The following is a 13,369-nucleotide window of genomic DNA, read 5'->3' on the forward strand; positions in this document are numbered from 1 at the left end:
TTTATATTATAATATGGCTGAATAAATTAATCAAATTTATTATTTGTGCTTGCTGGCGTTTTTAGGCGCAAGATTTTTCCACCATGCATTTTGCAGTGGTTCACCATTTATGCATGGAGGGAGAGGGGGGGATGTAAATCGAAAAGGTGATTTTATATGGTAATGTTTGACAACAAAGTGGCGCTGATTACGGGAGCTGCTCGGCGGATTGGAGCAGAAATTGCCCGTACCCTGCATGCAGCAGGCGCAACAGTGGTGATCCACTACCGCAATTCAGCGCAGGATGCGGCAGCGTTACAGGCAGAGTTGAACGCCATCAGGCTAGGTTCGTGCTTTTTGGCACAAGGCGACCTGTTGGATGTCGCCAACATATCCCAGGTTATACGGCAAACATTGGATCAAACCGGACGGCTGGATGTGCTGGTCAACAATGCCTCCTCCTTTTATCCCACCCCGCTGGATACGCTGACTGGGCAACAGTTCGATGACCTGATCGGCACTAACCTGAAAGTGCCGCTATTCATGGCGCAGGCGGCTGCGCCATATTTGCAGGCCAGCCACGGCTGTATCATCAATATTGTTGACATCCATGGCATGCGTCCACTACAGGGCTACATCGCCTATTGTGCGGCGAAAGCTGGGCTGCTGATGTTGACCCAGTCCCTTGCCCGTGAACTGGGGCCGAACGTGCGTGTCAATGGCGTCGCTCCCGGCGCTATCCTGTGGCCGGAAATGCATGAAAACCATGCCATGCATGCCGACATCCTCGCCCGTACTGCTTTGCAGCGTGAAGGCAATCCAGCCGACATCGCCAGAACGGTATTGTTTCTGGTACGCGATGCCGACTATATCACCGGACAGGTCATTCCTGTCGACGGAGGCCGTCTGCTAAACCATTAAGCTGCGAACAGTTGCGCCGGAGAAATGGCCAGTTTGGTCTGTTTATGCAGGATTTCCAGCAAAACAATGACACGCTCTTCGCCATCGTATTTCTGGAAAATGGCCTCCAGGCCACGAAACGGCCCTTCCTTGATGATCACTTTGTCGTTGGTATGGAAACGATCCAGGTCAATGGCGCGTTCCCCGAGGATGGCTTCCTGCGCTTTCAGGCCCATGATCAGTTCATCAGGAACCTGGGCCGGGTCATTGCCAAAGCGCACGAATCCGTTGATTCCCTTGGTGGAGCGGATAGGTGCCCAATTGTCATTGATGCCGTTATCCAGATGGATGAACATGTAGCGGGGAAACAATGATTCGATTCTGGTGACGATTTTGCCGCGTTGTGGGCGCAGGCGTTTGGCGAGTGGACGGTAGATTTCGTAGCCTTGATTGCGTAAGTGCATATCCGCCACTTCATCCTTGTGTGGCTTGCTGGTAAGCAAAAACCAGTTCCTGTCAGTGTTGACACTCATAATCAAATATCCTTTATATTAGCCCAAGATCAGTTAGTAAGCACGTCGGCTATTTTTCATACCTGAAACAAGCCGAATGTTTACTCTCTTTGGAGTCTATTCGATATACTCCGAACTTCAACCTTTATGAAGATAGAATATTTAGTTATATATATTAGTATAATTAATTAACAAATGAGTCAAATCAGGGCGATTGTATGATAAATCATCAAGATAGACTGTTGTTGGCGCAAGGTTTGTCCCGCTTTTATGGTGACCATTGTGCGGTGGAAAATCTGGATATTAACCTGCACAAAGGCGAAGTGCTGGGGTTGCTGGGGCCAAACGGCGCAGGTAAGTCGACCAGCATGCAGATACTGACGGGTAATCTCGCCCCTACAGCCGGTGAAATCCATGTCTGTGATGTCGACCTGCTGGACGAGCCGCGCAAAGCCAAGCAACAGATTGGTTATTTGCCGGAACAGCCGCCCGTTTACCGTGATCTTACGGTGGAAGAATATCTCCACTACTGCGCCCGCTTGCGCAATGTGCCGTCCACGCAACGCAAGGAAAGCGTGGAACGCGCCCGTGAACGCTGCGGCTTGCGGGATGTCGGCAAGCGCCTGATCGGAAACCTTTCCAAAGGCTACCGCCAGCGCGTGGGGATTGCGCAAGCCATCCTGCACAACCCGGCGGTTGTGATCCTGGACGAACCCACTGTCGGCCTTGACCCGATCCAGATCCGTGAAATCCGCCGCCTGATCCGGGAATTGGGGCAAGAGCATGGCATCATCCTTTCCACCCACATCCTGCCGGAAGTGCAGGCGGTGTGTGACCGGGTGCAAATCCTCAACCGGGGCAAAACAGTGTTCAACAATACGCTGGAAGGGGTGGAGTCGCTGGAACAAGTGTTTTTTGACCTGATTTTCCGTGAAACGGATGGTGAACCGGCAGAGGGGGCGACCGCATGAACGCTATCTGGGCAATCGCCAGCACCGAATTCCGCCGCATGTTCGTGTCGCCGTTGGCATGGAGCATACTGGCGGTCGTGCTGTTCATTCTGGCGTGGGTGTTCCTGCTGGGCTTGAATGAATACCTGACCATGATCCAGCCGCAAGCCGCCGGAATGGAAGACCCGCCGGGCATCAGCGACTTGGTGGTGTCGGCGCTGTACCTGTGGGCCGGTTTCATTATGCTGGCGGTGATGCCGTTGGTCACCATGCGCCAGTTCGCCGAAGAGCGCATGAACCAGACCTTGCCGTTGCTGACTTCTTCGCCCTTGTCCAGCAGCCAGATCGTGCTGGGAAAATACCTGGGCATACTGTTGTTTATCCTGCTGATGGTCGCATTGTTGAGCCTGATGCCGTTGTCCCTCGCTATCGGCACGGGTCTGGACTGGGGCAGGCTGGCAGCGGCGGCGCTGGGGCTGGCGTTGTTGCTGGCGTCGTTTGCGGCGGCGGGATTGTTCCTGTCCGCATTGGCGCGCCAGCCAGTGATTGCGGCGGTGACGACGTTCGGTTTTCTGCTGTTCCTGCTGGTGCTGTACATTTCCGGCAATTCGCAGGGGGCGGGCAGTGAAATTTTTGTCTACCTGTCCCATTTCGGCCATTTTTTGTCGTTTCTGGATGGGCTGTTTGACAGCAGCGACTTGGTTTACTACCTGCTGTTCATTGGCGGGTTCCTGATCCTCACCATCCGCAAACTCGACAATGACCGTTTGCAGGGGTAAACAAGCATGAAAATGAGTCAAAACGCCCACCGCTGGCTGGGGCTGCAAAACGCTGTCTTTTATGTGCTGTTCGTGCTGGTGATCGGGCTGCTGGGCTATTTCGGGCGTGAGTTCAAGTACGAGGCGGACTGGACTTATGGCGGGCGCAACAGCCTTTCCCAGCCTACCCAAACCTTGCTGAAAAGCCTGGACAAGCCGCTGAAGTTCATCGCCTACATCCCAGACCGCCCCGATCTGGCGGCTGAGTTGCGCAAGATGGCGGACAAATACCGGCGCATCAAGCCGGACACCAGCATTGAATTCGTCAACCCTGACCTTGATCCGGCGCGGGCGAAGCAGGATGGCATCCAGGCTTCCGGGCAGCTTGCCATCCATCTGGGCGACCGCAGCGAAGTGGTGCAGGCGACGGGTGAGGAAGTGATCGCCAACGCCATCCAACGCATGAGCCGGGGCGGGGAACGGTTGGTGGTGTTTCTGGAAGGCCATGGCGAACGCAATCCGCTGGCGGCTGAACCCACCGGCATGTCGCAACTGGTCGCCAACCTGGAGCGCAATGGCTTCAAGATCCAGCCGCACAACCTGGTGCGCAGCCAGTCGCTGCCGCAGAACGCCAGTTTTGTGGTGGTCGCCTCGCCGCAGCAGGACTTGTTGCCCGGTGAAGTCGATCTGCTGAAAAAATATGTGGAACAAGGCGGCAACCTGCTGTGGTTGCAAGATCCGGGCGGTTTGCACGGTTTGCAGCCGCTGGAAGCCTTGCTGGGTGTGCAGGTCTACGACGGTACGGTTGTGGACGCGAATCAGGCGTTGCAGCAATTGCTGGGCATCAACCATCCGGCGGCGATCCCCATTGTCGATTACGGCAAGTCAGAAATGGTGCAAAAGCTGACCGGCATGCAAACCCTATTTCCGTTCGCCACCATGGTGGCGCGTGACCCGCAGGCAGGGGAAAAGGACGGCTCGCTGGCGTGGCAGGCGGATGAATTTCTCATGACCTTGCCGACCAGTTGGCTGGAAACCAGCGGCAAGCTGGAAGGCGCGGTGAAATATGACGAGGGCAGCGGCGACAAGGCGGGGCCATTGCCGATCGGGGTCGCCGAAACTCGGGTGCTGGAAGCGCCTGACAACCAGCCTGACGCCAAAGACCGTGAGCAGCGGGTGGCAGTGATTGGCGACAGCGATTTCATGCTCAACAGCTTCATTGGCCAGGGCGCAAACCTAGACCTCGCCACCAACCTGTTCAACTGGTTGAGCGCCGATGACAAGCTGTTGCAGGCTCCGGTCATCCGCGCCCCCGACACCCAACTGGACATTGGCGAAACAACCGGTTTTGTGCTGGCGGTGTTTTTCCTGTTCGTGCTGCCGGTCGGGTTGCTGCTGGCGGGTGTGCTGATCTGGTGGCGTAGGAGCAAACGTTGATGAGCGCATCTGCCCAATCACGCCGTTTGCTGCTGAATGTTGCCTTGCTGCTGCTGGTGGCGGGGCTGGGCGCGCTGGCTTGGTGGAAATCCAGTCAGCCGGAAACACTGCCGGAAACGCTGCTAAACCTGACGCGGGCTGATATTACGCAGGTGGCCATTACCCGCAATCCGGGGTCTGGCAAAGCGGACAATATCCGCCTGCAACGCCAGGGGAACAGCTGGCGGATGCTGGAGCCGAAACAGGCGGACGCCAATCCCGCCCGCATCAGCCAGTTGTTCACCCTGCTGGACGAATCGGTGGAGGCCAGTTACGACGCCGCAGGCAAGGATCTCAAGCAATATGGGCTGGTGCCGGGCGAGGTCAGCGTGGCATTCAACAAGGAAACCCTGCTGTTCGGGGCGGAGAATCCGGTTTCCAACAAGCGATACATCTTGGTTGGCGGCAAGCTCAAACTGGCGTCGGAAGCGGTGTACGGCCTGCTGACCGGGGAGGCGCTGGATCTGGTGTCCAACAAGCTGATCCCGGAAAACGGCAAGCTGAAAAGCATCAGTTTGCCGGAGGGTTACGCCAGCAAGGCTGAAACCCCGCAAGACTGGCAATCCGCCAGCGCCATCCGCCTGGAGCCTTGGGATGGCAAAGGCGCAAGCAACGGCAGGGTCACCCTGACGCTGGAAGATGGCGGCCAGGTGACGTTGGATTTGCTGGCAGGTGACGCTGGCGATTTGGTGTTTGGCAATGCGGCGTTGGGCATCCGCTATATTTTGCCGGATTCGGAACGGGCCAATTTGCTGCCTGTGACGGCCAAGTGAGCATGTGGGGTTTTGGTGATGGCCGGTCTCTTTTTTGGCATCGAATTCGCAAGTTTGGACGCCTGTTATTATTGGTAGGCATCATCGTATTATTGCTGCTTCTAGAGCAAAGGTATGGGGAGTTTTATTCAGGACTTCAGAGCCGTTTATGGAATGCTTATCAGTATTGGGGGGTGGATTTTATTTCCCATAAACCGCAAGTCACTGTCATTCAAATTGATGATTATAGTATTGGTCAAGCAAGGGAAATTTTTGGGGAAGACTGGCCGTGGTCTCGCCAACTCTACGCAGCATTGTTACAGGCATTGTTTGAGGATTACCATGTTTCGGTTGCCGGTTTGGATATAACCTTACCTGACGGGAGAGATAAGGAAGGAAATAAATTATTACGTGATATTATTCAGAAATATCCTGTGGTGCTAGCTCAAGTTTTTGACATGAAGCCTGTTTCTGAATCTGTTGTTGGTGGGGTTCCTGAGGGTGGCGTGATAGTTAACGGCTCACCTGTTCTGCAGAGTCTTCCTCAAGGAAATGGTTATATTGGAAATAATCCTCAGTTAGTGAATATTCCTTGTATTGGTCATATCAATGCTAAGGATAGTGGTTTTGGTGATGTGATTACGCATGTTCCTCCATTAATTATTTGGAAAGAAAAAGCCTATTCCATGTTAAGTCTGGAAATGTTGCGTTGTAAATCCCGTGTTAAATATAACTTCTTAATTACGCCCCATGCCAATGGGATTCAAATGCAAATAAATGACACGGCCACAAATAATAGTATCAGCCGTTTGATTATTGATGAGCAAGGATATTTTAGAATCCCCTTTCAGGTTCCGAATAATCATATACCTGCAATTTCAGCAATTGATGTAATTTTGCATGAAATTACTCCTGAACAATTATCTTACTTACAATCTCGAATGGTAATTATTGCTGGGGCTGCATGGGGGGTAGGTGATTCCATATCTACACCAATAGATGATAAAAATGTTTTTGGGGTAACAGCTCATGTGCAATTATTAGAGTGGCTTTTGTCCAATAAAACGAATGCACCTGATTTTTCCTTGGATAATTGGTCTTGGGTTTGGGGAGCTTTTGGTATTGGGCTTCTTTACGCGCTGTTATTTTTCGGTTTGGATGCAGGGTTAATTGTTTTTTTGGCATTATCTTTAATGGCAGGCTGGTTAGGTTTGGGGTTTTGGGTCTGGGTGGAAAAACAGTGGTTTTTGCCTATGCATCCAGCTATGCTATTTTTATTTTTTCTAGTTTTTCAAATACCAATAGAATGGTGGTTAGCTCAACATACTTCGGGGCGGTTACGAAGATTATTTCAGGGCTATTTGCCTGCCCCATTAGTTTCTTACATTGTCAATGACAATCACATGGATTTGTTGCTGCCAAAAAAGCGTTGTTTGACAATCTTGTTTGCGGATATTGCTAACTTTACAGGGCGGGCAGAGTATACAGACCCAGAAGAACTCTCAGTGTTAATACGAAAAATATTTGAGTCCCTAACTATGATCGCGCATAAACATAAGGGAACAGTAGACAAATACATGGGGGATGCCGTAATGGTATTTTGGAACGCTCCTATCATTCAACCTGACCATTCTGATCGGAGTGTCCAGGCTGCGTTGGAAATGCTTTTCGAAATCCATAGGTTTAATGGGGATGAGCGGGGCTTGTTAAGAGGGGAGGAGATTGCCATCCGTATAGGGATACATACGGGTGAAGTTATTGTTGGTGATTTGGGGACTAGTCTACGGCATGCTTATACCGCTATCGGTGATGCAGTGAATGTTGCCGCCCGCTTACAATCGGTAGCCAAGGATTTAGGTGAACATTTACTTGTTAGTGGCTCGACGACGAGTCTTCTGCAAAAGAATTATCCATTTGTTAGTAAAGGTAATATTAGTTTAAAAGGAAGGCAAGAAACCATTGAAGTCTATGCCTTGCGTAATGATTGGCTAGATTTTCAATAAGTGTTGCATCCTAGTTGATGGCAAATTCAACTGGTTTTGGAAATGCTGTATGGCCTGTTGACGGATGATGTCAATCTGATACATAGAAAGCAGCGCTGGGCAGCGGTTATATTTTACCGGATGTCCAGCGCCCAGCACGGCAATCTGTTGCCAATCAAGAACTATAGGTTTACTGGAAACGCTTGGGCTTGCCTTTATCCTTGTTTGGGGATTTTTTCTTGCCAACCGTTGGCTTGTCGCCGCCAAAGCGGGGTTTGTCCTTGCCGAATTTGGGCTTGTCGCCGCCAAACCGAGGTTTGTCCGCGCCCGGTTTGCCGCTGGAAGGACGCCGGTCGGGGCGTTCGCCACGGCCAGTGTCGCGGTGGTGGGAGGCGGGGGCATCGCCCCGTGGACGGCGTTCGCCCTGGTCACGTTCCTTGTGTTTGCCGCCTCCACCGCGATTGGGGGAATAGTCGGCAGCGGCTTCATCGGTCGGTGTGATATTGAGCTTCTGACCCGCGACCCAGGTGTTTTTGAGGTCATGAAGGATTTCTTTCGGCATCCCAGCGGGCAGATCCACCAAGCTGTAATCATGCTGGATGTCGATATGGCCGATGTAGCGGCTGTCCAGCCCGGCTTCATTGGCGATGGCACCGACGATATTGCCCGGCTTGACGCCATGCACACGCCCGACCGCCAGCCGGTAGCGCTCCATTTCAATCGTGTCTTCTTCGCTGCTGAACACCGAATTGCTGGAATTGCTTTTCTTTTTGCCCTTTTTGCGTGCGTCCGCTTCGGCGGGGTTATAGGCCGGATGTTTTGCCTTTTCCGTCAGCAGCATTGGCTCGTCGCCCTGCAACAGGCGGGCGAGGGCGGCGGCGACTTCCAAGGCGGGGACATTGTGCTCGCGTTCGTAGTCGCTGATCAGTTGTAGGTAGAGATCCTGCCCTTCTTCGGCTTCCAGCGTGTCAGTGATGCGCTGCTTGAACTGGGCGATGCGCAGGTTGTTGATGGTCTCGGTGGAAGGCAGCTCCATCAGCTCAATCGGCTTGCGGGTGGCGCGTTCGATGGCGCGCAGCAGGTGGCGTTCCCGTGGGGAGACGAACAGGATGGCGTCACCATTGCGGCCTGCGCGCCCGGTGCGGCCAATGCGGTGCACGTAGGATTCGGTGTCAGTGGGGATGTCGTAGTTGATGACGTGGGTGATGCGTTCCACGTCCAGCCCGCGCGCCGCCACATCGGTGGCGATCAGGATGTCGATCTTGCCGTTTTTCAGCTGCTCAACCGTGCGTTCGCGCACGTTCTGCGGGATGTCACCGTTGAGGGCGACTGCGCCGTAGCCACGGGCTTGCAGTTTTTCCGCCAGCTCCACCGTTTCGGTTTTGGTGCGGACGAAAATGATGCAGGCGTCGAAAGGCTCCGCCTCCAGAATCCGGGTCAGCGCATCCAGCTTGTGCAGGCCGCTGACCAGCCAGTAACGCTGGCGGATGGTTTCCGCCGTGGTGGTCTTGAGCTGGATTTTGACTTCCGCCGGATTGTTCAGGTAGCTCTGCGCAATGCGGTGGATGGCGGGCGGCATGGTGGCGGAAAACAGCGCGATCTGGCGGGTGGCCGGGGTCTGCTCCATGATCCATTCGATGTCTTCGATAAAGCCCATGCGTAGCATTTCATCGGCTTCATCCAGCACCAGCGCTTGCAGGTTGTCAAGCTTGAGGGTTTCGCGGCGCAAGTGATCCATGACGCGCCCTGGCGTGCCGACCACGACATGCACGCCGCGTTCCAGTTGGCGGAATTGGGTGCGGTAATCCTGCCCGCCGTAGATCGGCATGACATGAAAATCGGGCAAATGGGAGGCGTATTGCTGGCAGGCTTCGGCCACCTGGATGGCCAGTTCGCGGGTCGGGGCGAGGATCAGGACTTGCGGCCCGGTTTTGCTTAAATCCAGCCGTGACAGCAGCGGCAGGGCGAACGCGGCGGTCTTGCCGGTGCCGGTCTGCGCTTGGCCCAGCACGTCACGCCCTTCCAGCAGGTAGGGGATGGTGGCGGCCTGGATGGCGGAGGGGGTTTCATAACCGAGTTCCTGCACAGCTTGCAGGACGGGGGCGGCGAGGCCGAGTTCGGTGAACGCGGGCAGGGTAGGGGTTTCTGCGGACATCTGGGGCTTCGGAGGTCTGGAGGAAACCGCGCATTATGCGCCAGTTTCCTGGCAAGATAAATGGCTTTTGCGCGCCATGCCCTCCCTGTTTGGGTAAATGATTCAATTGATGGCGAAGTTTAGAACTTTTTGATTAAATAGCCGCTTATTCGGTTTGCTGTAAGTGGGGGATTTATTCGTGTCTGTATCTGCTGTAGATGAAGTGTTGCGACAAAGTTCAGAATGGCTCAGTCGGGGGGAAATGGCGCAAGCCCGCCATTTTTTGCAGGATGCTTACGGAAAAACCGATGATGATGTCCGGGTCATGCTTGAGTTGGCGCAGCTGGATATGCGGGAAAAGCAGTTTACCGATGCGCTCCAAAAGGCGATGGCGGCGCTGCAAACCGATAGCCGCCAGCGGCTGGCCTATCAGATTGCCGAGCGGGCGGCCATTGAATTGGATGAGCCTGAACTGGCGAAGCATTTTTTTCTGTTCCAGCCACCGGTTGAGTTTCCGGATCAGGCCGCGCGGCGGGGCAGAAACCCGGCGTTTCATCCCTTGTTCGCCGTGCCGCCGGTATGGGGCAAAGGGAACGATTACCAGCACATTCTGGAACGGGCTTCCTTATTTCGCGCTTCCGGTGAGCCTTATATCCTGACGGTGTCCGTGATTATCCCGGTCTTTAACCGTTACCAATTGCTGGCCAATACCTTGGCTGCCATGACCCATCAGACGTACCCCCAAGATCTGACTGAAATTATCGTGGTGGATGACGGCAGTGATGATGCTGTGTTTGAGGTGATCAGAAACTACGAAACCAGGCTGAACCTGCATTATGTGCGCCAGGCGGATGAGGGTTACCGGTTGTCCGCGGCACGTAATTTGGGTGTCCGTTTTTCCAGGGGGCAGGTTGTCGTCGTCATGGATGCGGATATTTTGCCGCTGCCGACCGACATTGAAAATTATCTGGCGGTGTTGCATGTGGCGGACAATGCGGTTTTGCTGGGGCACAGGAAATACGTGGATGTGTCGCAGGTTTCGGATGCCGATATTCTGAGAAGTATGGAGGTGGTGACCAGTTTGCCTTCTATCCATCCGGACAATGATGTGGCCGGGTGTAAAAACGAAGAAGGGGAATCTGTCGATTGGCGTTTCCTGCAATATCTCAAGTCGGGATATTTGGTTAAGGATCTATGGCCTTTTTCAAAACTGGTGGGTGCCACGTTTGCTTTGCCCCGCCAGTTATTGGACAAAGCAGGAGAGTTTGATGAAGAGTTTCAGGCGTGGGGGTGTGAGGATGGGGAGTTTGGTTTCCGTTTATATAATGAGGGCGCGTACTTTATTCCCATGTTAAATGTTGTTTCCTTGCATCAGGAGCCTTTGCAGGAAATCAGCACGGTCGATGGGGAAAGTTACCGTAAGGCAGGTTACGCCATTACCCAGCAAATCCGGGCCAGTAAATGCGGCACCCCTCATTACCGCAATGAATTGCTTAGTGACACCGTTATCAGGGTTCCCAAAGTTTCCATTTATATTCCAGCCTATAATGCCGGGCGGTATTTGGTGGAGGCTGTGCAGAGCTGTCTGGATCAGGAATTTGATGATCTGGAAGTCTGCATCTGTAATGACGGTTCGACGGATGACACGCTGGATTTGCTGGAAGAGCATTTCAGCGGCAACCCTAAAGTCCGCTGGATTTCACAGCCGAATGCAGGGATTGGCAGCGCGGCCAATGCGGCAATCCGGCTGTGCCGGGGCATGTATATCGGCCAGTTGGATGCGGATGACCTGTTGAAGCCGGATGCAGTCCGTGAATGTGTCGCCATCCTGGATACCATGCGGGTTGATGCGGTTTATACAGACCGGGAATATATTGATGAGGGCGGCCAGTTTATCCGGTATGGCGATTGTTTGGGGGAATATTCCCGTGAATGGCTGCTGACCGGCATGCATGCAACCCATTTCCGGATGTTCAGGAAGCGGCTTTGGTCGCGCATCAGCGGTTGTGATGAGGGGCTGACAAATGCAGCGGATTTTGATTTGTGGTTGAAATTATCAGAGGTTGGCGAACTGCACCATTTGCACAAGGTGTTGTACAGCTATCGCTGGCATGGTGCCAACACATCCATTCTCAAGCGCAAGCAGCAGGAGCAGAATCATATGCGCGTGGTGGAGGGCGGTTTGGCCCGCTTGGGGCTGGATCGGTTCTGGCAGCTTGAGCCTTCCGGCAATCCATTGAATCCGCTTGAATTCAGCTTGACCCCCAAGGAAGCCGCCTCGTTTGTGCTTCCAGAAGATGTCGTGATCCTGATCCCTGTGACAACTGAACAGCTTGGGATGGTGACAGGGGAGGAGAAATACCGCTTATGGGAAATGAAACGGCAAGGTTTCAGGTATTGGTTTGTGGCCGCCCAGCCGGATGCCCGTCACGCGGAAGTCAGGCAGGATGTCCTTTATGTGCCTTGTGGGGAGACGGTGACGGGCGGGGAAAAATTACGGCTTGCGTGTGAATTTCTGTATAGGAATATGCAGTTCTTATATGTTTTCCGGGCTAAACAAAATTGCATCCCTTTAAGCCGGGAGCTGATCAATCGTGTGCTGCCGCAATTGTATGGGAAACAATATGGCAGAAACCGCAATGGGGATTTTATCAGGAAGGATCTGTTGCCATTTTTGTTTAATGGAATTAGGGAAACGGCTGAAGATGAAACTTGTGATTCTGATCCTGTCATAAGGTTGCTGGCCGAGAATCAGGTTGCCTTGCAATACATTCGATGAATAAAGAACTGTTGGCGATTACTAGGGGCTTGATCAAAAACGACGATAAGGCGTTAAACCTCGCGTTGGACAGCGTAGTGAAGAAGGCTGTGTTTGCCCTTGATGCGGGCGTTTATTCAGTCATGGATAAGTCTGCGGTTCCCCCTAGTGGTGATAAACATGATTATATGAGCATGGGGCCTTATTGGTGGCCTGACCCTTCGAAGGGGGATGGTTTGCCTTATATCCGGGTTGATGGAAAAAAGAATCCGGAAAGTCACGGGAACGCGTCAGATTTTTCACGGCTGGAAAGCATGGCGGCGGCGGTGGAGACGTTGGCGCTGGCCTTCCATTTCACCGGCATGATGGCTTATGCGCATCATGCCGCGTGCCTGTTACGCACCTGGTTTTTGCACCCCAATACGCGCATGAATCCCCATCTCAGGTATGCCCAGGTTATACCAGGCAAAACAGGCAAACGGGGGATCGGCATCATTGACACCGTCAGATTTTTGGATGTGATAAATGCCGTTGAATTGCTGGGTGATTCAGGGTCATGGCTTCCCTCGGAACAGGTTGCTTTGCAGAAATGGTTCCAGGCCTATCTTAAATGGCTGATGACCAGCCCTTATGGTAGGAATGAAGCGCGGCAACACAATAATCATGGCACCTGGTATGACGCCCAGATTGCCGGTTATGCGTTGTTTGTTGGTGATGTGGCTACCGCCAGCAGGGTATTGGAAGCATGTGGCCATAAACATTTGATGGCCCAGGTCAGCCCGGATGGGCGACAGCCGTATGAATTGGCCCGCAATTTGTCGTTTGACTATAGCTGTTTCAATTTGGAAGGCATCATGGCGCTTGCCCAATTGGGTGAGCGGTTAGGCATTGACTTGTGGCATTTCCAAGTGGCTGGCCGGGACGCCATCCGTTCGGCATTGGATTATCTGGTGCCGTTTGCTGATTCTACCAAGCATTGGCCCCATCCACAGCTCGTGGCAGCTGACCAGGCTCGGCTGCTTCCATTGTTTCGGCAGGGGTGGCGGGTTTATCAGGAAACACGTTATCGGGATGCAATCCAGGCACTTCAGCATGAAGGGCGCAATCATGATGTCTCGCAATTGATTTGTCCGGCAGCTGTGGTTTGATGGCAATAATCTGACGCGGA

10 protein-coding genes are annotated in these 13,369 nt (G+C 53.3%); 8 read left to right on the top strand and 2 right to left on the bottom strand.

Annotation, left to right across the window (positions count from 1 at the left end):
• Window positions 1-156: 156 nt before the first annotated feature.
• A complete protein-coding gene (locus VSS37_RS01745; RefSeq protein ID WP_324692892.1) occupies window positions 157-900 on the top strand; it encodes a pteridine reductase in 744 nt (247 codons plus the stop codon).
• Here VSS37_RS01745 and rfaH read toward each other — a convergent pair.
• Window positions 897-1,412 carry a transcription/translation regulatory transformer protein RfaH gene (gene rfaH / locus VSS37_RS01750; RefSeq protein WP_324692893.1) on the bottom strand — a complete coding sequence of 172 codons (516 nt, stop codon included), beginning with the start codon at window positions 1,410-1,412 and terminating at the stop codon, window positions 897-899. The two genes, VSS37_RS01745 and rfaH, sit on opposite strands and share 4 nt — an antisense overlap.
• A gap of 197 nt (window positions 1,413-1,609) precedes the next feature.
• Here rfaH and VSS37_RS01755 point away from each other — a divergent pair, with 197 nt between their 5' ends.
• The 5 genes from VSS37_RS01755 (at window position 1,610) to VSS37_RS01775 (ending at window position 7,330) form a co-directional block, all read left to right on the top strand.
• Window positions 1,610-2,362 carry an ABC transporter ATP-binding protein gene (locus VSS37_RS01755; protein WP_324692894.1) on the top strand — a complete coding sequence of 251 codons (753 nt, stop codon included), beginning with the start codon at window positions 1,610-1,612 and terminating at the stop codon, window positions 2,360-2,362.
• Complete coding sequence (locus tag VSS37_RS01760; RefSeq protein WP_324692895.1) at window positions 2,359-3,120, top strand: ABC transporter permease subunit; 762 nt, start codon at window positions 2,359-2,361, stop codon at window positions 3,118-3,120. The genes VSS37_RS01755 and VSS37_RS01760 overlap by 4 nt, the downstream gene beginning before the upstream one ends.
• A 6-nt stretch (window positions 3,121-3,126) precedes the next feature.
• Entirely contained in the window at window positions 3,127-4,536 is a 1,410-nt protein-coding gene (locus tag VSS37_RS01765; protein ID WP_324692896.1) for a GldG family protein, read from the top strand.
• Window positions 4,536-5,348, top strand: a complete 813-nt coding sequence (locus VSS37_RS01770; protein ID WP_324692897.1) for a DUF4340 domain-containing protein — start codon at window positions 4,536-4,538, stop codon at window positions 5,346-5,348. The genes VSS37_RS01765 and VSS37_RS01770 overlap by 1 nt, the downstream gene beginning before the upstream one ends.
• 71 nt (window positions 5,349-5,419) lie before the next feature.
• Window positions 5,420-7,330 (top strand): adenylate/guanylate cyclase domain-containing protein, encoded by a 1,911-nt coding sequence (locus VSS37_RS01775; protein WP_324692898.1) that lies wholly within the window; start codon window positions 5,420-5,422, stop codon window positions 7,328-7,330.
• 169 nt (window positions 7,331-7,499) lie between these two features.
• Here the strand turns inward: VSS37_RS01775 and VSS37_RS01780 are convergent, their stop codons facing one another.
• Window positions 7,500-9,464 carry a DEAD/DEAH box helicase gene (locus tag VSS37_RS01780; protein WP_324692899.1) on the bottom strand — a complete coding sequence of 655 codons (1,965 nt, stop codon included), beginning with the start codon at window positions 9,462-9,464 and terminating at the stop codon, window positions 7,500-7,502.
• Window positions 9,465-9,642: 178 nt separating this feature from the next.
• On the opposite strand from VSS37_RS01780, the gene VSS37_RS01785 reads away from it, so the two are divergent.
• Both VSS37_RS01785 and VSS37_RS01790 read left to right on the top strand, forming a co-directional pair.
• Complete coding sequence (locus VSS37_RS01785) at window positions 9,643-12,222, top strand: glycosyltransferase (RefSeq protein ID WP_324692900.1); 2,580 nt, start codon at window positions 9,643-9,645, stop codon at window positions 12,220-12,222.
• Complete coding sequence (locus VSS37_RS01790) at window positions 12,219-13,349, top strand: alginate lyase family protein (RefSeq protein WP_324692901.1); 1,131 nt, start codon at window positions 12,219-12,221, stop codon at window positions 13,347-13,349. The genes VSS37_RS01785 and VSS37_RS01790 overlap by 4 nt, the downstream gene beginning before the upstream one ends.
• Window positions 13,350-13,369 lie beyond the last annotated feature (20 nt).

The organism is Candidatus Thiothrix phosphatis (assembly GCF_035668035.1).
Classification (GTDB): Bacteria; Pseudomonadota; Gammaproteobacteria; order Thiotrichales; family Thiotrichaceae; genus Thiothrix; species Thiothrix phosphatis.

Excerpts from the sequence above, each read along its gene's own strand:
- VSS37_RS01790 (WP_324692901.1), top strand. The coding sequence starts at position 12,219 with ATGAATAAAGAACTGTTGGCGATTACTAGGGGCTTGATCAAAAACGAC.
- VSS37_RS01755 (WP_324692894.1), top strand. The coding sequence starts at position 1,610 with ATGATAAATCATCAAGATAGACTGTTGTTGGCGCAAGGTTTGTCCCGC.
- VSS37_RS01765 (WP_324692896.1), top strand. The coding sequence starts at position 3,127 with ATGAAAATGAGTCAAAACGCCCACCGCTGGCTGGGGCTGCAAAACGCT.
- VSS37_RS01770 (WP_324692897.1), top strand. The coding sequence starts at position 4,536 with ATGAGCGCATCTGCCCAATCACGCCGTTTGCTGCTGAATGTTGCCTTG.
- VSS37_RS01760 (WP_324692895.1), top strand. The coding sequence starts at position 2,359 with ATGAACGCTATCTGGGCAATCGCCAGCACCGAATTCCGCCGCATGTTC.
- VSS37_RS01780 (WP_324692899.1), bottom strand. The coding sequence starts at position 9,464 with ATGTCCGCAGAAACCCCTACCCTGCCCGCGTTCACCGAACTCGGCCTC.
- rfaH (WP_324692893.1), bottom strand. The coding sequence starts at position 1,412 with ATGAGTGTCAACACTGACAGGAACTGGTTTTTGCTTACCAGCAAGCCA.
- VSS37_RS01745 (WP_324692892.1), top strand. The coding sequence starts at position 157 with ATGGTAATGTTTGACAACAAAGTGGCGCTGATTACGGGAGCTGCTCGG.